The following is an 18,923-nucleotide window of genomic DNA, read 5'->3' on the forward strand; positions in this document are numbered from 1 at the left end:
CACTCCCCCGGTACAGGAGAATCAGGTCATGAGCAACCCCCAGCAGCTTCGCTACAGCAAGGAGCACGAGTGGCTGTCGGCCGTCGAGGACGGCGTCGCCACGGTCGGCATCACGGAGCACGCGGCCAACGCCCTCGGTGACATCGTGTTCGTCCAGCTCCCCGAGGTCGGCTCCACCGTGACCGCGACCGAGGAGTGCGGCGAGCTGGAGTCGACCAAGTCCGTGAGCGAGCTGTACTCCCCGGTGACCGGTGAGGTCGTCGAGGCGAACCAGGACGTCGTGGACGACCCGTCGCTGGTGAACTCCGCTCCGTTCGAGGGCGGCTGGCTGTTCAAGGTGCGCCTCACGGCCGAGCAGGACGACCTGCTCACCGCCGACGAGTACACCGCCTTCACCGCAGGCTGACCGAGACCCCCTAGGGATCGCTTCATGTCGCTTCTGAACACTCCCCTCCACGAGCTGGACCCGGACGTCGCCGCCGCCGTCGACGCCGAGCTCCGCCGCCAGCAGTCCACCCTGGAAATGATCGCCTCGGAGAACTTCGCTCCGGTCGCGGTCATGGAGGCCCAGGGCTCCGTCCTCACCAACAAGTACGCCGAGGGCTACCCGGGCCGCCGCTACTACGGCGGCTGCGAGCACGTCGACGTGGCCGAGCAGATCGCGATCGACCGGATCAAGGACCTGTTCGGCGCCGAGTACGCCAACGTGCAGCCGCACTCCGGCGCCTCCGCCAACCAGGCCGCGCTCTTCGCGATCGCCCAGCCGGGCGACACGATCCTGGGTCTCGACCTGGCGCACGGCGGCCACCTCACCCACGGCATGCGCCTGAACTTCTCGGGCAAGCAGTTCAACGTGGTCGCGTACCACGTGGACGAGGCCGGCCTGGTCGACATGGCCGAGGTCGAGCGCCTCGCCAAGGAGCACCGCCCGAAGGTGATCATCGCCGGCTGGTCGGCGTACCCGCGCCAGCTGGACTTCGCGGAGTTCCGCCGGATCGCCGACGAGGTCGGGGCGTACCTGTGGGTCGACATGGCCCACTTCGCGGGCCTGGTCGCGGCCGGTCTGCACCCGAACCCGGTCGAGTACGCGGACGTGGTGACCTCCACCACGCACAAGACGCTCGGCGGCCCGCGCGGCGGCATCATCCTGGCGAAGAAGGAGTTCGCGAAGAAGCTGAACTCCTCCGTCTTCCCGGGCTTCCAGGGCGGCCCCCTGGAGCACGTGATCGCGGCCAAGGCCGTCTCCTTCAAGGTCGCGGCCTCGGAGGAGTTCAAGGAGCGCCAGCAGCGCACCCTGGACGGCGCCCGGATCCTGGCCGAGCGCCTGGTCCAGGACGACGTCACGGCGCACGGTGTCTCGGTCCTCTCCGGCGGCACGGACGTGCACCTGGTCCTGGTGGACCTGCGCGCCTCCGAGCTCGACGGCCAGCAGGCCGAGGACCGGCTCCACGAGGTCGGCATCACGGTCAACCGGAACGCCGTTCCGAACGACCCGCGCCCGCCGATGGTCACCTCCGGTCTGCGCATCGGCACGCCGGCCCTCGCCACCCGCGGCTTCACGACCGAGGACTTCACCGAGGTCGCCGACATCATCGCCGAGACGCTGAAGCCCGGCTTCGACGGTGAGAAGGCCGAGTCGCTGAAGGCCCGCGTGACCGCGCTGGCCGAGAAGCACCCGCTGTACCCCGGCCTGAAGTAATTTCGTACGCTTTTGTTCGTACGAAAGCTCCGGGGCACCGCGCACACTGGACAGTGAGCGCGGTGCCCCGCCCCATGTCTCCACCCCGTCTCCACCCCCGTCTCCACCCCCCATCTCCACCCCCGCCTTCCACGCTTTTCTGCTCCACCCCGGCAGACAACGGCGTCTAGCCCCACAAGGAGTCCTCCCGTGGCCATCTCGGTCTTCGACCTGTTCTCGATCGGCATCGGCCCGTCCAGCTCCCACACGGTGGGCCCGATGCGCGCTGCCCGGATGTTCGCCCGCCGGCTGAAGAACGAGGGCCTGCTCGCCCACACGGCGAAGGTCCGTGCGGAGCTGTACGGCTCGCTGGGCGCCACCGGCCACGGCCACGGCACCCCGAAGGCGGTCCTCCTCGGCCTGGAGGGCAACTCGCCCCGCACGGTCGACGTGGAGCACGCCGACGAGGAGTTCGAGCGGATCAAGGCGAGCGGGCGGATCAACCTGCTCGGCGCCCACGAGATCCCGTTCTCCTTCGACGACGACCTGATCCTGCACCGCCGCAAGGCGCTGCCGTACCACGCCAACGGCATGACGGTCTTCGCGTACGACGCCGAGGGCGGGCTCGTCCTGGAGAAGACGTACTACTCCGTCGGCGGCGGCTTCGTCGTCGACGAGGACGCCGTGGCCGGCGAGAACCCGATCATCCCGGACGACACCGTCCTGAAGCACCCCTTCCGCACCGGCGACGAGCTGCTCCGCCTCACCAAGGAGACCGGCCTGTCGATCTCCTCCCTGATGCTGGAGAACGAGAAGGCCTGGCGCACCGAGGACGAGATCCGGGCGGGCCTCCTGGAGATCTGGCGGGTCATGCAGGCCTGCGTCTCGCGCGGCATGTCCCGCGAGGGCATCCTCCCCGGCGGCCTGAAGGTCCGCCGCCGCGCCGCGACCCTGGCCCGCAAGCTGCGCTCCGAGGGCGACCCGGCCATGCACGCGATGGAGTGGATCACCCTCTACGCGATGGCGGTGAACGAGGAGAACGCGGCGGGCGGCCGGGTGGTCACCGCCCCGACGAACGGCGCGGCCGGCATCATCCCGGCGGTCCTGCACTACTACATGAACTTCGGGGCCGGCGGCGCCTCGGAAGAGGAGAGGGAGGACGGCATCGTCCGCTTCCTCCTCGCGGCCGGCGCGATCGGCATGCTCTTCAAGGAGAACGCCTCGATCTCCGGCGCCGAGGTCGGCTGCCAGGGCGAGGTCGGCTCCGCCTGCTCGATGGCGGCCGGCGCCCTCGCCGAGGTCCTCGGCGGCTCCCCCGAGCAGGTGGAGAACGCGGCCGAGATCGGCATGGAGCACAACCTGGGCCTGACCTGCGACCCGGTCGGCGGCCTGGTCCAGATCCCGTGCATCGAGCGCAACGGCATGGCGGCGGTCAAGGCCGTCACGGCGGCGAAGATGTCGATGCGCGGCGACGGCAGCCACCTGGTCTCCCTCGACAAGGTCATCAAGACCATGAAGGAGACGGGCGCCGACATGAGCGTCAAGTACAAGGAGACCGCGCGCGGCGGCCTCGCGGTGAACATCATCGAGTGCTGAATCGTTCGCTCACGGAACGGCCGGTCCCGCCTCCACGGGACCGGCCGTCTCGCGTTCGGGGCCGGCCGTTCGCACGACCGGCCCTCAGAACAGCAGCCAGTGCGGGTCGGGGACCACCGTGAGGAGGGAGGAGAGGGCGACGATGACGGCGAGGACGGCGAGTTCCACGCGGGCCGGGGGCGTGGCGTCGGCGTCGGAGCGCAGGCGGGAGCGGGCCGCGAGGGCCAGCAGGCTGGCGGCGCCGAAGAGGGCGAGCTTCACCAGCAGGACCCTGCCGTACGCGGTGGTGAACGCGGCCTCCAGGGGGAGGCGGCGCAGGGTGGAGACGGTGCCGGTGACGGCCAGGGCCGCGTAGACGCAGGCCGCCATCCGGGCGTACCGGAGGAGCACCGCGCGCCCGCCCTCGTCGCGCGCCCGCAGGACCCGCAGGACGTACAGCAGGGTGCCGGTCCAGAGCGAGGCGGCGGTGAGGTGGACGACGGTGAGTCCGGTGCCGACGCCGAAGCCGGGGCTCTCGGGGTGGGCGCGCAGCGCCTCGGCGACGATCGCGGCGGCGAGCGGGAGGGCGGCGAGGCCGGGGCGCCGGGAGGCGGCGCAGACGGCGGCGAGGAGGCAGGCGTTGGCGGTGGCGAGCAGCAGCCGGCCCTCGCGGAGCCCGTAGACGACGGGGAGGCTGAGGCCGCTGACGGCGGCGAGGAGCAGCAGGAGGCCGGTGGCGGCGGCCGCGGCGAGGAGGGCGCCGGGGACGGCGAGGGGGCGCGGCAGGGGCCCCTGGCCGGCGATCCGGCGGCCGGCGAGTTCGCCGACGGTGACGGCGAGACCGGTCAGGAGCAGGAGCCGGAGCAGGGTGGTGGTTCCGGCCGCGGGTATGCGCAGTTCGCCGGTGCCCGTCCGGGCGAGGCCCGCGCCGAGGCCGACGACGGCGAGGACGCCGAGGACGCCGAGGGCGGCGGCGACGAGGGCCACCGCGCCTCGACGGCCGGGGGTGCCGAAGGGTCCGGGAAGCGTCACCGGACGATCGTCACCGAGCCCGGGACGGGCGGCAACTCAGGGTGAGCGCCGCCCGGTCCCGGTCCTTGGGCTGGTCAGAGGGGTCAGGCCTTGTTCAGGTGGGCCCAGAACTCGTCCCACGACAGCTGGCCGTCGCCGTTGTCGTCGCGCTGCTTGATGAGGGCCTCGGCCACCGTCTCGGTGACGTTGAAGTCGCCCAGCTGGGCCATGACGCTCTTGTACTCCGCGGCGGTGATGAAGCCGTCCCCGTCCACGTCGTACCGGTTGAATGCCGTCCGTGCCGACTCGATGTCCGCCACTGCTTCCGCCCCTTCTCGGTGCTGTTCTGACGGGGGTCAGATTAGCTGGCCGAGCGGTGTCCGATGATGGCGGTATGAGCACTGACGTGGCACGGATCCTGGAGGCGGCGGCGCGCGGGGAGTTCCCCGCCATGGACGGCGGGACGACGGTGGTCCCGCCGCCGGACGGGCGGGACGCGGGCGTGCTGGCCTTCACGGCCCATTCGGTGGTCTTCGCGGACGTCGATCCGGAGTGGGTGCGGGCGGAGCTGGCCGCGACCGGCAGCGATCCGCTGGCCGCGAGCATGAACCCGGGCTTCCTGGTGCGGCTGATGGCCAGGACGGGCCGGCGGATGAACACCATCGACCTGCTGACGGTCGCGGACGCCCTGCCGGGCCCGCCGCCGGTGACGCTGCGGGAGATCGACGACCCGGAGCATCCCCGGGTGGCGCGGGCCCTGAAGTACCGGGACGAGGTACGGGTGTGGGCGGCGGACGGCGGGGTGCTGGTCCTGGGGCGCGGCGTCGCCGGGCGCATGGAGGCGGCGATCGAGGTGGACGAGGCGGTGCGGCACCTGGGCCTGGGCCGGGCGCTGGCGACGGCGGCGCGGCATCTGACGCCGGACTCCGTGGTGTGGGCGCAGCAGTCGCCGGGCAACGCGCGGAGCGTGCGGACCTTCCAGGCGGCGGGGTACCGGCCGGTGGCGTCGGAGGCGCTGCTCACCGCCCCGTGAGGCTGTCCAGCATGTGGATGATCGAGGGAAACAATCGATGAACCGCATAGCCATTCACAGTTTTCAAGGCTAGTGCCACATGTCACCAACGATTCACAAATGAAACCTAGGGGTATGTCCGGATTCGTAACGATTTGAGTGTTTGGTGGTATGGCCTGCCGTCTGTCATAGTCGGTGACACGACCCCCATTGACCCGGGCCAGGTCGCCTCTGCGGCCGTGGATACACCCCCCCCCGTCCACGGCGCATCACACGGAAGCCCCCAGCAGCCCCACCACGGCGCACGGGGGCTTCCGTGCGTCCGGGGGCCGGTCAGCGGTCGGTGACCCGCATCTCGAACCAGGTGGTCTTGCCGCGCGGCCCGAGGTCCGCGCCCCAGCGGTCGGAGAGCTTGTCGACGAGGAAGAGGCCCCGGCCGCTCTCGTCCAGCTCGGCCACCGGCATCAGACAGGGCAGCCCGCGCGAGGGGTCGCGCACCTCGATCCGGACCCGGCCGGGGCGGCGCTGGGCGCGCAGCACGAAGACCCGGGCGCCGGTGTGCCGGACCGCGTTGCCGACGAGTTCGGAGACCAGCAGGACGGCGTGCTCGGCGAGGTTCGGACCGAGCCCCCACTGCCGGAGCACCACGTACTGGGTCATCCGGCGGGCGATCCGCGCCGACTCCGGGAGCGACGGCAGCCGCACGTCGATCTCCGACGGATTGCCGTACCGGTCCATCGCCGCGAGGGCCTCTTCGTCCTCCAGGGTCGGTGTCCACCGGGCGGCGGGCACGCCGCCCTGCCGTGGTTGTTCCCTGCTCTCCAGGCCCGCCATGCCCTCCATCATGGCCGCAGGAGACGGCCCGCGGGGGCCGTTCCGGTGGAATGGCCCCCGCGGGACGGCGTGTCGCCGTGACGGTCCGTCGGCTGACGACCGGTCCGGCGCGAGGTCAGGCGAACTTCGCCTTGCCCGGGCCCTCTTCGACGAAGCTGCGCATGCCGGTCTCGCGGTCGGCGGTGGCGAACAGCGCGGAGAACCAGGTCCGTTCGAGGGCGAGACCGGTGTCGATGTCGGCCTCCAGGCCCTGGTCGATCGCCTCCTTGGCGGCGCGCAGCGCCACCGCCGGGCCCTGGGCCAGCTTCGCGGCCCAGGCGTGCGCCTGCTCGTACACCTCGGCGGCCGGCACGACCCGGTCGACCAGGCCGAGCGTGAGCGCCTCGTCGGCCTTCACCATCCGGCCGGTGAAGATGAGGTCCTTGGCCTTGGAGGGGCCGACGAGCCGGGAGAGCCGCTGGGTGCCGCCGGCGCCGGGGATCAGGCCGAGCAGGATCTCGGGCTGGCCGAGCTTGGCGTTGTCGGCGGCGATCCGGTAGTCGGCGCAGAGCGCGAGCTCGCAGCCGCCGCCGAGGGCGTAGCCGGTGATCGCGGCGACGACCGGCTTGGGGATGCGGGCGACGGCGGTGAAGGAGTCCTGGAGGGCGCGCGACCGCTCGACCATGGCCACGTGGTCCATGACCTGCATCTCCTTGATGTCCGCGCCGGCCGCGAAGACCTTCTCGCCGCCGTAGAGGACCACGGCGCGCACGTCGTCGCGGTCGGTGGCCTCCTGGGCCAGCACGCGCAGCCGGTCCTGGGTGGCGATGTCCAGCGCGTTCATCGGCGGGCGGTCGAGGCGGATCGTGCCGACGCCGTCGGCGACTTCGAGGTTCACAGTCATGGAGGGAAGGTTAGTGGCCGTTAACGCCGAGGGGCCCGGTGCTGTTGCTCACAGCACCGGGCCCCGTCGCGGGAGCGGGTCCTACGCGGTCCACTCCGACCACGGCATGTTCCAGCCGTTCAGGCCGTTCTCCGGCTTGATCTGCTTGTCCTTGGAGTTCTTCACGATGACGACGTCACCGATGATCGAACGGTCGAAGAACCAGGCGGCCGGAGTGGAGCTGTCACCCGCGCCCCGGGTGTCGGAGAGGCCGACGCAGCCGTGGCTGACGTTCTGGGAGCCGAAGGTGGACTTCGGGGCCCAGTAGTTGCCGTGCACGAAGGTGCCGGAGGTGGACAGGCGCATGGCGTGCGGCACGTCCTTGATGTCGTACTCGCCGCCGAAGCCGACGGTGGCCCCGTTCATGCGGGTCACCTTGTACTTCTCGCTGATGACCATCTCGCCGTTGTACGTGGTCGTGGACGGGGCGCCCGCGGTGATCGGGAGGGTCTTGATGATCTTCCCGTCGCGCTCGACCTTCATCGTCTTGGCGCTGGCGTCGACCGTGGAGACCTGGCGGCGGCCGATGGTGAAGGAGTACGTCTTCTTCTGCTTGCCGTAGACGCCGGGGCGGCCCTCGACGCCGTCCAGGTTCAGCTCGACGGTGACCTTCGTGCCCGCCTTCCAGTACTGCTCGGGGCGGAAGTCGAGGCGGTCGTTGCCGAACCAGTGGCCCTCGATCTCGACGGCCGGCTCGGCCGTCACCTTGATGGCCTTCTCCACGGCCTCCGGGTCGGTGATGCCCCGGGTGAAGTTGATGGAGACCGGCATGCCGACGCCGACGGTCGTGCCGGCCTCCGGCGTGTAGTGGCCGATGAAGGTGTTCTTCGGGGTCAGCGTGGTGAAGGTGGTGTCCTTCGCGGACTCCCGGCCCTCGGCGTCCTTCGCGATCGCGTGGACCTTGTACTGGGTCCCGGCCGACAGGTGGGCCAGCGGCTCCCAGCTCGCGCCGTCCGCCGAGATCTTGCCCTCGACCGCGTCGCCCTCGGAGTCGGCGACGGTCACGGTGGTCAGCTTGCCCTGCTCGGCGGTGACCTTGAGGGCCCCGCTGGTGGCGACCGCGTCGGCGCCGTCCTTCGGCAGGACGGTGACGACCGCCTGCGAGGCGGCGTTGTCGGGGGCCACGGTCCCCTGGCCCGTGCCCTTGGCCCCGGTCCCGTCCGCCGTCCTGGACGGCTCCTCGCCGCCGCAGGCGGTGAGGACCACCATCAACGCGCCCGCGGCCAGGGCCCCGAGCCGGACGCCCCGCCGCCGCGCCGGCGTCCCCGATATCGGCTGCCCGTTCACTATGGTCTTCTCCCCTCGCACGACCCGGCCGCCGGCCGGGCCCCACCCCCTGTACGCACGTCCCGCGCACGGCGCTAGATAATCACACCGGAAGACACGAAAGTTCCACGTGAATGTCACCGTTCAGTCCCAGTTGGGACGGGGCGGGGGGCCGGCGCCGCAGGGGCCCCGGGTCAGCGGAGCGCGGAGCCCTGCTTCCAGCCCTCCCAGTCCATGTTCCAGCCGCCCAGGCCGTTGTCCGGAGCGACCTTCCGGTCCTTGGAGTTGACCACCTCGACGACGTCCCCGACCAGGCTCCGGTCGAAGAACCAGCCCGCCGGGGTCTCGGCGCCGCCGCCCTTCACGTCCCGCAGCCCCACGCAGCCGTGGCTGACGTTGGCCGAGCCGAAGGTGGACTCGTCGGCCCAGTAGTTGCCGTGGATGAAGGTGCCCGACTCGGTGAGCCGCATCGCGTGCGGCACGTCCTTGATGTCGTACTCGCCGCCGAAGCCGACCGTGGCGCCGTTCATCCGCGTCACGTCGTACAGCTCGGTCACCACCATCTTCCCGTTGTACGTGGTGGTCTTCGGCGCGCCCGCGGTGATCGGCAGGGTGGCGAGCAGCCGCCCGTCCCGCCGGACCTCCATGGTGTGGGCGGCGGCGTCGACCAGGGAGACCTGGGAGCGGCCGACCGTGAAGCCGACCGTCTTGCGCTGGATGCCGTACACGCCGGGGGCACCCTCGACGTCCCGGAGGCCGAGCTCGACCGTCACCTTCGTGCCGGCCGCCCAGTACTCCGCCGGGCGGAAGTCGAGCCGCTCCTTGCCGAACCAGTGGCCCACGACCTCCACCGGCGGGTCCGCGGTGACCCGGATGGCCCGCTCCACCTCGGCCCGGTTCTCGACCGGCCGGTTGAAGCCGAAGGAAACGATCATGCCGGCGCCGACCGTGGAACGGTTCTCCGGAGTGAAGTAGCCGATGAAACGGCTCTCCGGCACCACCGTGGTGAAGGTGGTGTGCCGGGCCGAGCGGCGCCCGTGGGCGTCGAGCGCCACCGCGTCCACGCTGTACTTCGCGGCGAGCGCGAGCCGGGTGCCGTCGGCGGGCCGCCAGCGCAGCCCGTCGGCCGCGATCGACCCGGGCACGGCGGCCCGGCGGCCGTCCGCCACCTGGGTCACGCTCACCCGTTCGAGCCGCCCGCTGTCCACCCGTACCTCCAGGGGACCGTCCGCGGGGACCGCCCGGCTGCCGTCCTCCGGGCTGACCCGGATCACGTCGCCGGGGGCCCGCGCCTTGCCCGGGAGGTCCAGGCCGAGGCCCTTCCCCCCGTCCGATCCGGTGCAGCCGGCGAGGCCCACGAGGAGCCCCGCCACCGCGAGGAGTTGCCCGGCCCGTTCCCATACACGTGTCACGCGTGGCCCAACGACGACCCCCCTCCAGGGGAAACGTCCGGACGGGCCATGTTGGGCGGACGGCCGGGCGGGCAGAACAGGGAGGACGACCGGGAGTACACGAGGTGCGGGAGGACGCGCGGGGCCGGGGCCGGGACGCCCCCGCCCCGTCACGCGGGCCCCGCCGGAGCCGCGGGAGGCCAGGGCGGTGTCGAGCGCAGCCGAACAGCAGGCGGTACCGGAGCACGCCCCGGGACGGACCGCGCCCCCGGTGTGGCCGGGGACTCCCACCCCGCTCGGAGCCCGCTGCCGGACCGGCCCGGACGGGACCCGGGGCACCAACTTCGCGCTCTGGGCGGGCGGCGCGGAGGCCGTGGAGCTCTGCCTCTTCGCGGCCGACGGCACCGAGACCCGGCTGCCGCTCACCGAGCTGACCCACGAGATCTGGCACGGCTTCGTGCCGGGCGTCGGCCCCGGACAGCGGTACGGCTACCGGGTGCACGGCCGCTGGGACCCCTGGACCGGCGCCCGCTGGAACCCGGCGAAGCTGCTCCTCGACCCGTACGCGCGGGCCGTCGACGGCGACTTCGCGGCGCTGCCCCCGGAGGTGTACGGACACGTCAGGGACTGGCCGCAGCAGCACGTCGCCGACACCGTCCGCGACGAGCGGGACTCCGCCCCGCACGTGCCCAAGGGCGTCGTCGTACGGGACGACGACGACTGGTCCGACGACCGCAGGCCCAAGACGCCCTGGCAGGACTCCGTCATCTACGAGCTGCACGTCAAGGGCTTCACCGCCCGGCACCCCGGCATCCCCGAGCGCCTGCGCGGCACCTACGCGGGGCTCGCCCACCCGGCCGCGATCGACCACCTCGTACGCCTCGGGGTCACGGCCGTCGAGCTGCTGCCGGTCCACCAGTTCGCCCACGAGGACCACCTGCTGCGGCGCGGCCTCACCAACTACTGGGGCTACAACTCGATCGGCTACTTCGCCCCGCACGCCGGCTACTCCTCGTCCGGCACCACCGGGCAGCAGGTCGGCGAGTTCAAGCGGATGGTGCGGGCGCTGCACGCCGCCGGCATCGAGGTGATCCTCGACGTCGTGTACAACCACACGGCCGAGGCCGGCGAGCTGGGCCCCACCCTCTCCCTGAAGGGCATCGACAACCGCGGCTACTACCGGCTCCAGTCCGACGCCCGCCGGTACGCCGACTACACCGGCTGCGGCAACACCCTCCACGTCGTCCAGCCGCAGGTGCTGCGCCTCATCACCGACTCCCTCCGGTACTGGGTCACCGAGATGGGCGTCGACGGCTTCCGCTTCGACCTGGCGGCCGCGCTCGCCCGCTCGATGCACGACGTCGACATGCTCTCCCCCTTCCTCGCCGTCATCGCCCAGGACCCGGTGCTCCGCCGCGTCAAACTCATCGCCGAACCCTGGGACGTCGGCAACGGCGGCTACCAGGTCGGCGCCTTCCCTCCCCTGTGGACCGAGTGGAACGACCGCTACCGGGACGCCGTACGGGACTTCTGGCGCGGCGCGCTGCCCGACGTCAGGGACCTCGGCTACCGGCTCTCCGGCTCCAGCGACCTGTACGCCTGGGGCGGCCGCCGCCCCTACGCCTCCGTCAACTTCGTCACCGCCCACGACGGCTTCACGCTCCGCGACCTCGTCACGTACGAGCGCAAGCACAACGAGGCCAACGGCGAGGGCAACCGCGACGGCACCCACGACAACCGCTCCTGGAACTGCGGCACGGAGGGCGAGACCGACGACCCGCGGATCCAGGGGCTCCGCCTCCGCCAGCTCCGCAACCTGCTCACCACCCTGCTGCTCTCCACCGGGGTGCCGATGCTCGTCGCGGGCGACGAGATGGGCCGCACCCAGGGCGGCAACAACAACGCGTACTGCCAGGACAACGAGACCGGCTGGCTCGACTGGTCGCTGCCCGACGACCCCGGCCGCGCCCAGCTCCTCGCCCTGACGAGGCGGCTCCTCGCCCTCCGCCACCGCCACCCGGTGCTGCGCCGCCGCGCCTTCTTCTCCGGCCGGCCTCAGGGCGCCGACGGGCTGCGGGACCTCGCGTGGTTCGGCCCCGACGGCACGGAGATGACCGAGCGCGACTGGTACGCGCCCTCGGCCACGCTCGCCCTCTACCTGTCGGGCCGCGACATACCGGGCCGCGACGAGCGGGGCGAGCAGGTCCTCGACGACAGCTTCCTCGCCGTCCTCCACGCGGGCCCCCGCCCCCTGGACTTCCGCCTCCCGGGCCCGCCCTGGGCCCAGACCTACGAACGCGTCCTCGACACGGCCCTCGACGACCAGACCGCACCCCCGGGCACGCTCCACCCGGGCGGGGCGGTGCTCACGGTGGGGGCGCGGTCGGTGGTGCTGCTGCGGGTGGCGGGGTGAGGCCGCCGCCCGCGGAGTCGTGGCCGAAATTCGGGTGAGACGTGTCAGCGGGGGCTCGTAGGGTCGGGGCTGATGTCCGAGAAACCTGCCACCCCCGAGGACCGCCCCGCCGACCGTTCGGCGGTGCGGGTGCTGCTGCGGCTCTGGCCGTACGTCCGGCCCGTGCGCGGGCGGTTCTTCGGTGCCGCCGCCGTCGCGATCGTCGCCTCCTGCCTGTCGCTCGTCATCCCGCTGGTCCTGAAGTGGCTGGTGGACGGGCCGGTCGCGGACCGGGACCCGGGCGGGGTGTGGCTGGGGGCGCTGTACCTGCTGCTGCTCGGGATCGCCGAGGCCGGTCTCTTCGGGCTGCGGCGGTGGCTGGTGGCCCGGCCGCTGTCCTCGGTGGAGGCGCGGATGCGGGAGGACCTGTACGGCAGGCTCCAGCGGCTGCCGATCGCCTTCCACGACCGGTGGGCGTCCGGGCAGCTGCTCTCGCGCGGGACGACGGACCTGATGCTGGTCCGGATGTTCCTGGCCTTCCCGCTGACCTTCCTGGTGGTCAACGGGGTGACCCTGCTGGCCGGTTGCGCCCTGCTGCTCGCCCAGGACCGGTCGCTCGGCCTGGTGCTGCTGACGCCGGTGGTGCCGGTGGTGGTCCTCTGCTCGTTCTTCGAGAGCCGGTACGCGGTCGTCGCGCGCCGCGCCCAGGACCAGGTCGGCGATCTGACCACGGTCGTCGAGGAGAGCGTCCTCGGCATCCGGATCGTCAAGGGTTTCGGCCGGCACCGCAGTCAGGCGGAGTCGTTCCGCCGGCTGGCCCGGCTGCTGCGCTCCACCGAACTGGCCAAGGCCCGGCTGCTCGCGCTGATCTGGGCGTTCATCACGATCCTGCCGGAGCTGGCGATCGGGGCGACGCTGATCCTCGGCACGGTCCGGGTCGCGGACGGGGACCTGTCGGCGGGCACGCTCGTCGCGTTCCTGTCGACGGCGCTGGCGCTGCGCTGGCCGGTGGAGTCGATCGGCTTCCTCCTCGCGATGAGCCAGGAGGCGGCGACGGCCACCGAGCGGTACTTCGAGGTGATGGACGCGGAGGTGGAGCCGGAGACGGCCGTGGCGGGCGGCGGCCCCGGCGGGTCCGGTGGGTCCGGTGGGCTCGGCGGGGAGAGCGGGGAGAGCGGGGAGGGCGCGGACGGGGTGCGCTTCGAGGGGGTGTCGTTCCGGTACCCGGACGCCCCGGAGGACGCGCCGCCGGTCCTGGACGGCGTCGACCTGCACATCCGGCCCGGGGAGACGCTGGCCCTGGTCGGCGCCACGGGTTCCGGCAAGACCACGCTCACCGCGCTCGTACCGCGGCTGCACGAGTCCACCGGCGGGCGGATCCGGCTCGACGGCGAGGACATCGCCCTGATGGACCGGGAGCGGCTGCGGTCGCTGGTGTCGGTGGCCTTCGAGGAGCCGACGCTGTTCTCGGCGAGCGTCGGGGAGAACGTGCTGATGGGCGCCGGCGAGGACGCGGGCGGCCCGGAGCTGCGGCGCGCCCTGGGCGTCGCGCAGGCGGAGGAGTTCGTGGACCGGCTGCCGGAGGGCGCGGGGACGCAGGTCGGCGAGCAGGGGCTGAGTCTCTCGGGCGGGCAGCGGCAGCGGCTCGCGCTGGCCCGGGCGGTGGTCGGCCGGCCGCGTTTCCTGGTGCTGGACGATCCGCTGTCGGCGCTCGACGTGCACACGGAGGCGCGGGTGGAGGCGGCCCTGCGCGAGGTGCTGAAGGAGACGACGGCGCTGGTCGTGGCGCACCGGCCGTCGACGGTGATGCTGGCCGACCGGGTGGCGCTGCTCTCGGGCGGGCGGATCGCGGCGGTCGGCACCCATCAGGAACTGCTGCGGAGCAGCGGCGAGTACGCCTGGCTGATGGCGGGCGAGGGGGACGGGGAACGATGACGGAGACCACGCTCGCGCGGCCGGAGGGCGAGGAGGAGCGGGCCGGCGGGTCCGGTCCGGGCTCGGGCGATCCGTTCGACCGGGACGATCTGCCGGCGCCGCGCGGGGCGACCGGGGCGCTGCTGCGCTCGCTGCTCGCCGGGCACCGGTTCCGGGTGGCGGTGGCGGCGCTGGTGCTGCTCGGGAAGGAGGCGGCGGTCCAGGCGGGCCCGCTGCTCGTGGCGTACGCGATCGACCGGGGCGTGCCGGCCTTCCGGGCCGGGGACCACGGGCCGCTGGTCGCGGTGGCGGTCGGCTACCTGCTGTGCGCGGGGGGCGCGGGGGCGCTGCAGTACGGCTTCGTGCGGGGCGCGGCGCGGATCAACCAGGACGTGCTGCTGGACCTGCGGGGGCGGATCTTCCGGCACGCGCAGGTGCTGAGCGTGGACTTCCACGAGCGGTACACCTCGGGGCGGCTGATCTCGCGGTCGACGACGGACGTGGAGTCGCTGCGGGAGCTGTTGTCGGAGGGGCTGCAGGAGCTGATCGGGGTGGTGCTGTCGTTCGTGTCGATCACGCTGGTGCTGCTCTGGCTCGACCTGGGGATCGGGGCGGTGGCGGTGGCCTCCTTCGGGCCGCTGTACCTGCTGGTGCGGCTGTACCGGCGGCGGGCGGGCGCGGTGTACGCGGAGCGGTCGACGGCGATCGCCGGGGTGATCGTGAAGTTCGCGGAGACGATGAACGGGATCCGCCCGGTGCGGGCCTTCCGCCGGGAGCGGGCGAACGACGCGGAGTTCGCGGGGCTCAACCACCGGCACGAGCGGAGCAACGGGGACGCGCTCCTGGAGATGGCCCGCTATGTGGTGGGCTCGCGCCTGGTGGCGAACACGGCGGTGGCCGGAATGTGCCTGTGGGGCGCCTACCGGGTCGCGGAAGGGTCGCTGGAGCTCGGTGTGCTGGCGGCGGCGGTGCTGTACGTGCGGCGGCTCTACGACCCGATCGACCGGCTCGGGATGTTCCTCAACTCGTACGAGTCGGCGGCCGCTTCGCTCACCAAGATCGCGGGGCTGCTCGCGCAGGAGCCGGGCGTGCCGGAGACGACGGCTCCGCGGGAGCTGCCGGAGCGGGCGGGGGCGGCGCCGGGCCGGGAGGTCGTCTTCGACGGGGTGCGGTTCGCGTACCGGACGGGCGGCGAGGTGCTGCCCCGCTTCTCGCTGCGGATCCCGGCCGGGCAGACGGTGGCGGTGGTCGGCGCGACCGGCGCGGGCAAGTCGACGCTCGCGAAGCTGCTGGCCCGCTTCTACGACCCGACGGAGGGCCGGGTGCTGCTCGACGGCGTGGACCTGCGGGATCTCGCCACGCCCGAACTGCGGCGCGGGGTGGTGATGGTGACGCAGGAGGCGTTCCTCTTCTCCGGTACGGTCGCGGAGAACATCGCGATCGGCCGCCCCGACGCGACCCGGGAGGAGATCGAGCGGGCGGCGAAGGCGATCGGCGCGCACGAGTTCATCGCCGGCCTGCCGGACGGCTACGACACCGACGTACGGAAGCGGGGTGGCCGGATCTCGGCCGGTCAGCGCCAGTTGGTGGCCTTCGCGCGGGCGCTCCTGGCGGATCCGGCGGTGCTCATCCTGGACGAGGCGACGAGCTCGCTCGACGTGCCGGGCGAGCGGGCGGTGCAGCACGCGATGGACACGGTCCTGGCGGGCCGCACGGCGGTGGTCATCGCCCACCGCCTCTCCACGGTCGAGGTCGCGGACCGGGTCCTGGTGATGGAGGCGGGCCGCGTCGTGGAGGACGGCGCCCCGGCCGAACTGGTCGGCGGCGAGGGCCGCTACGCGGGCCTCCACCGGGCGTGGCGGGACTCGCTGGCGGGCTGACGCCCGGGCGAGGAGCGGAAGACGGGATTCGGGCCGCTGGGTTTCGGCCATCGCTTCGGCAAAGAGGGGCCGGCGTCCGAGGGGCGGGACGGGCGCCGGAGCCGGCGGGTCCGGATGGGGACCCGTGAAGGGATTCCTGCACGGAGAACGATAGATGGCCGGGCATTCATGATCGATGAAACGTCCGGTTAACGAACACGACCGTACGCGCAGCGGACGACTTCCGGCCAAGTTGTTGACGCGGTCCTGACAGATACCGGCGGTAGCTGCCACTCTCTCCACGGTTCCTCGCAACCACGTTCGTCACATCACCCGTTCGTGTGTCACCGCTCTGCTTGCACCACCCGGCCCGCCTACCCAGCGGACCGGTACCCCCCTCGCAAAAGGAGTCCGCGTGAGATCCACGCCCAGCCGTCGTGCCACCGCGACCGGCGCGCTCGTCGCCGCCGCCGCCATGATCGCCGTCGGTGTCCAGGCCGGCAGCGCCTCCGCCGACAACGTCGGCACGGCCGCCGCCCCGGCGTCGGCCCTCGGGAAGGTCAACCCGGGCAAGCTCCCCGCCGACCTCTCCCCCGCCCAGCGCACCGCGCTGATCAAGGCCGCCGACGCCGACAAGGCCGAGACGGCCAAGGAGCTGGGCCTCGGCAGCCAGGAGAAGCTCGTCGTCCGCGACGTGGTCCAGGACCGCGACGGCACGACCCACACGCGCTACGAGCGCACCTACGCGGGCCTCCCGGTCCTCGGCGGCGACCTGATCGTGGCCGAGTCCAAGGCCGGCGCCACCACCGGCGTCGCCAAGTCCTCCCGCGCGGAGCTGAAGAACGTCGACCTGGCGGCCACCGTCGCGCCCGCCGCCGCGGAGAAGCAGGCCGTCGGCCTGGCCGCCGCCGAGGGCTCGAAGGCCACCAAGAGCGAGCGCGCCCCGCGCAAGGTCGTCTGGATGGGCCAGAGCGGCGCCCCGGTCCTCGCGTACGAGACCGTCGTCGGCGGCCTCCAGCACGACGGCACGCCGAACGAGCTGCACGTCGTCACCGACGCCAAGTCCGGCGCCAAGCTGTACGAGTGGCAGGCCGTGCACACCGGCACCGGCAACACCATGTACAGCGGCCAGGTCACGCTCGGCACCGCGCCCTCGTACACGCTGACCGACACCGGCCGCGGCAACCACAAGACGTACAACCTCAACCGCGGCACCTCCGGCACCGGCACGCTGTTCAGCAACAGCACCGACGTCTGGGGCAACGGGCAGCCGTCCAACCTGGAGACGGCCGGCGCCGACGCGCACTACGGCGCCGCGCTCACCTGGGACTACTACAAGAACGTGCACGGCCGCTCCGGCATCCGCGGTGACGGCGTCGGCGCGTACTCCCGGGTCCACTACGGCAACGCCTACGTCAACGCCTTCTGGCAGGACTCCTGCTTCTGCATGACGTACGGCGACGGCTCGAACAACGCCAAGCCGCTCACGTCCATCGACGTGGCCGCCCACGAGATGACCCACGGCCTGACCTCGGTCACGGCCAGGCTCGTCTACAGCGGCGAGTCCGGCGGCCTCAACGAGGCGACCTCCGACATCTTCGCGGCGGCCGTCGAGTTCTACGCCAACAACGCCAACGACAAGGGCGACTACCTCGTCGGCGAGAAGATCGACATCCGCGGCAACGGCACCCCGCTCCGCTACATGGACAAGCCCAGCAAGGACGGCTCGTCCAAGGACTCGTGGTACTCGGGCATCGGCAACATCGACGTCCACTACTCCTCGGGCCCGGCGAACCACTTCTTCTACCTGCTCTCCGAGGGCAGCGGCGTCAAGACCGTCAACGGCGTGACCTACGACTCGCCGACCTCCGACGGCCTGCCGGTCACCGGCATCGGGATCGAAAAGGCCCGGATGATCTGGTTCAAGGCCCTCACCACCAAGTGGACCTCGTCCACCAACTACGCGGGCGCCCGCACCGGCACGGTCGCGGCCGCCAACGAGCTCTACGGCGTCGACAGCCCCGAGTCCCTGGCCGTCCAGCACGCCTGGGCCGCCGTCAACGTCGGCACCCGTCCCGGCGGCACCACCCCGCCCGACGGCAAGGTCTTCGAGAACACCGCCGACGTCTCCATCCCGGACTCCCCCGGCGCCGCGGTGACCTCCTCGGTCAACGTCACCGGCGTCACCGGCAACGCGCCCAGCAACCTCTCCGTCGGCGTGGACATCGTCCACACCTACATCGGTGACCTGGTCGTGGACCTCATCGCCCCCGACGGCTCGGTCTACAACCTGCACAACCGCTCCGGCGGCAGCGCGAACGACATCAGCCAGACCTACACCGTCAACGCCTCGTCCGAGGTGGCCAACGGCACCTGGAAGCTCCGCGTCCAGGACAAGGCCAGGATCGACACCGGCTACATCAACAGCTTCAAGCTGACCTTCCCGTAAGGCCGGCAGAAGACACCGGACGCCCGGAGGGATCCCATCCCTCCGGGCGTCCGCCCGTTCACCCCGGCTCGTCCCGCGAGCTCAGCCGCCCGCCGGTGAAGCACAGCCGGTGGACCGGCACCTCCGCGAAGACCGTCGACCGGTAGTACCGGCACTCGTCCGCGTGCGCCTGGCCGACCAGCAGTCAGCACCGCGAGCGCGGCGAGCAGCGCCGGCGGGATCCAGATCGCCCGCACCAGGTCCTTCCGCACCCGGTGGCGGGCCCGGTCCGGCTCCCGGGCCGAGGTCGGCGCGGCCGGCACCGCGGCCGGAGCCCGCCGGGGCAGCACCGCCGTCAGCGCGAAGCCGCCGCCGCGCACCGGGCCGTGGGTCAGGGTGCCGCCCGCGAGCCGCACCCGCTCGTCGAGGCCGACGAGCCCGGAGCCCCCGGAGGCGGGCTCCCCGGTCCCCTCGCCCTGCCCGCTCCCCACCCGTACCGTCACCCTCGACGCGGTCTCCCGCAGTTCCACGGTGACGGCGGCGCCCGGGGCGTGCCATGCCCGGCAGCTCCGGCACCGGACCGTCACCGCGCAGCGTCACGTCGAGCCCCGAGGCCCTGGCCCGGTCCACCAGTTCGCCGA

General features: G+C 72.5%; 14 protein-coding genes. 8 read left to right on the forward strand and 6 right to left on the reverse strand.

The genetic code is table 11. From position 1 onward, the window contains the following. The first annotated feature begins 28 nt into the window (after nt 1-28). The 3 genes from gcvH (at nt 29) to HHL19_RS06720 (ending at nt 3,274) form a co-directional block, all read left to right on the forward strand. A complete protein-coding gene (gcvH, locus tag HHL19_RS06710) occupies nt 29-406 on the forward strand; it encodes a glycine cleavage system protein GcvH (protein ID WP_031010399.1) in 378 nt (125 codons plus the stop codon). A gap of 24 nt (nt 407-430) precedes the next feature. Then, a complete protein-coding gene (gene glyA, locus HHL19_RS06715; RefSeq protein WP_169086621.1) occupies nt 431-1,699 on the forward strand; it encodes a serine hydroxymethyltransferase in 1,269 nt (422 codons plus the stop codon). A gap of 189 nt (nt 1,700-1,888) precedes the next feature. After that, nucleotides 1,889-3,274: an L-serine ammonia-lyase gene (locus HHL19_RS06720; RefSeq protein WP_169086623.1), complete on the forward strand. Its 1,386-nt coding sequence runs from the start codon at nt 1,889-1,891 to the stop codon at nt 3,272-3,274. Nucleotides 3,275-3,358: 84 nt separating this feature from the next. Here HHL19_RS06720 and HHL19_RS38425 read toward each other — a convergent pair whose 3' ends face one another. After that, a complete protein-coding gene (locus HHL19_RS38425) occupies nt 3,359-4,285 on the reverse strand; it encodes a CopD family protein (protein WP_169086625.1) in 927 nt (308 codons plus the stop codon). An 83-nt stretch (nt 4,286-4,368) separates the two neighbouring features. Next, nucleotides 4,369-4,584: an EF-hand domain-containing protein gene (locus HHL19_RS06730; RefSeq protein ID WP_169086627.1), complete on the reverse strand. Its 216-nt coding sequence runs from the start codon at nt 4,582-4,584 to the stop codon at nt 4,369-4,371. 74 nt (nt 4,585-4,658) lie between these two features. Between HHL19_RS06730 and HHL19_RS06735 the strand changes: the two genes are divergently transcribed. Then, complete coding sequence (locus HHL19_RS06735) at nt 4,659-5,297, forward strand: GNAT family N-acetyltransferase (protein WP_169086629.1); 639 nt, start codon at nt 4,659-4,661, stop codon at nt 5,295-5,297. A 312-nt stretch (nt 5,298-5,609) separates the two neighbouring features. Here the strand turns inward: HHL19_RS06735 and HHL19_RS06740 are convergent, their stop codons facing one another. From HHL19_RS06740 to HHL19_RS06755, 4 genes are all read right to left on the reverse strand, one after another. Further along, nucleotides 5,610-6,122 carry an ATP-binding protein gene (locus tag HHL19_RS06740; protein WP_169086631.1) on the reverse strand — a complete coding sequence of 171 codons (513 nt, stop codon included), beginning with the start codon at nt 6,120-6,122 and terminating at the stop codon, nt 5,610-5,612. Nucleotides 6,123-6,225: 103 nt separating this feature from the next. Then, complete coding sequence (locus HHL19_RS06745) at nt 6,226-6,993, reverse strand: enoyl-CoA hydratase-related protein (protein WP_169086633.1); 768 nt, start codon at nt 6,991-6,993, stop codon at nt 6,226-6,228. An 81-nt stretch (nt 6,994-7,074) separates the two neighbouring features. Then, nucleotides 7,075-8,319 carry an Ig-like domain-containing protein gene (locus HHL19_RS06750; protein ID WP_346768474.1) on the reverse strand — a complete coding sequence of 415 codons (1,245 nt, stop codon included), beginning with the start codon at nt 8,317-8,319 and terminating at the stop codon, nt 7,075-7,077. A gap of 173 nt (nt 8,320-8,492) precedes the next feature. Then, complete coding sequence (locus tag HHL19_RS06755) at nt 8,493-9,710, reverse strand: Ig-like domain-containing protein (protein WP_169086638.1); 1,218 nt, start codon at nt 9,708-9,710, stop codon at nt 8,493-8,495. 187 nt (nt 9,711-9,897) lie between these two features. On the opposite strand from HHL19_RS06755, the gene glgX reads away from it, so the two are divergent. From glgX to HHL19_RS06775, 4 genes are all read left to right on the forward strand, one after another. Further along, the gene (gene glgX / locus HHL19_RS06760) at nt 9,898-12,102 is read left to right on the forward strand and encodes a glycogen debranching protein GlgX (protein ID WP_169086640.1); all 2,205 of its coding nucleotides are present in this window, start codon (nt 9,898-9,900) and stop codon (nt 12,100-12,102) included. Nucleotides 12,103-12,174: 72 nt separating this feature from the next. Further along, on the forward strand, nt 12,175-14,016 hold the full coding sequence (locus HHL19_RS06765) for an ABC transporter ATP-binding protein (RefSeq protein WP_169086642.1): 1,842 nt from the start codon (nt 12,175-12,177) through the stop codon (nt 14,014-14,016). Continuing rightward, nucleotides 14,013-15,875, forward strand: coding sequence for an ABC transporter ATP-binding protein (locus tag HHL19_RS06770; RefSeq protein ID WP_169086644.1), 1,863 nt, complete (start codon nt 14,013-14,015; stop codon nt 15,873-15,875). Before HHL19_RS06765 ends, HHL19_RS06770 begins: the two co-directional genes overlap by 4 nt. Before the next feature lie 394 nt (nt 15,876-16,269). Beyond that, nucleotides 16,270-18,303, forward strand: coding sequence for a M4 family metallopeptidase (locus HHL19_RS06775; RefSeq protein WP_169086646.1), 2,034 nt, complete (start codon nt 16,270-16,272; stop codon nt 18,301-18,303). Nucleotides 18,304-18,923 lie beyond the last annotated feature (620 nt).

Origin of the sequence: Streptomyces sp. R302 (genome assembly GCF_012927245.1) — a bacterium.
GTDB lineage: Bacteria > Actinomycetota > Actinomycetes > Streptomycetales > Streptomycetaceae > Streptomyces.

Bases quoted from the DNA above. Each gene is read 5' to 3' on its own strand.
- gcvH (WP_031010399.1), top strand. From the start codon at position 29: ATGAGCAACCCCCAGCAGCTTCGCTACAGCAAGGAGCACGAGTGGCTG.
- glyA (WP_169086621.1), top strand. From the start codon at position 431: ATGTCGCTTCTGAACACTCCCCTCCACGAGCTGGACCCGGACGTCGCC.
- HHL19_RS06735 (WP_169086629.1), top strand. From the start codon at position 4,659: ATGAGCACTGACGTGGCACGGATCCTGGAGGCGGCGGCGCGCGGGGAG.
- HHL19_RS06740 (WP_169086631.1), bottom strand. From the start codon at position 6,122: ATGATGGAGGGCATGGCGGGCCTGGAGAGCAGGGAACAACCACGGCAG.
- HHL19_RS06745 (WP_169086633.1), bottom strand. From the start codon at position 6,993: ATGACTGTGAACCTCGAAGTCGCCGACGGCGTCGGCACGATCCGCCTC.
- HHL19_RS06765 (WP_169086642.1), top strand. From the start codon at position 12,175: ATGTCCGAGAAACCTGCCACCCCCGAGGACCGCCCCGCCGACCGTTCG.
- HHL19_RS06770 (WP_169086644.1), top strand. From the start codon at position 14,013: ATGACGGAGACCACGCTCGCGCGGCCGGAGGGCGAGGAGGAGCGGGCC.